Annotated in this window: 1 protein-coding gene; it reads left to right on the top strand. The window is 63.1% G+C overall.

Annotated elements, in window-relative coordinates; translation table 11 throughout:
* The coding region (locus tag KVT34_RS30090) for an AMP-binding protein (RefSeq protein WP_217563277.1) at positions 1 to 301 on the top strand (301 nt) is incomplete at both ends.

Here is a 301-nt window from a genome sequence, read left to right as displayed (position 1 = left end):
CGGGCGCTTTCCTGAACCGGAAAGGCTGCGTCGGCAAGCCTCTCGCAGGCGTCGTGGTGAAGGTGCTGGCGGAAGAAGCGGAGGGAAGGCCTGCCGCGGAAGCCGAGGAAGGCGTGGAAGGCGTCCTGTACGTGCGGGGACCGAACGTCATGAAGGGCTACTACGGCGATCGGGCCGCGACCTCGCTGAAAATCAAGGACGGCTGGCTGAGGACAGGCGACCGGCCCGTCATCCGGGAAGGCGACATCTATATTCTAGGAAGAGCCGATTCCCTGATCATCCGAGGGGGAGTCAATATGGA

This window comes from Paenibacillus sp. GbtcB18, assembly GCF_019091125.1.
Classification (GTDB): domain Bacteria; phylum Bacillota; class Bacilli; order Paenibacillales; family NBRC-103111; genus Paenibacillus_F; species Paenibacillus_F chitinolyticus.
The sequence above is the reverse complement of the archived record's forward strand: the minus strand, read 5'-3'. Positions and strand labels throughout refer to the sequence as shown.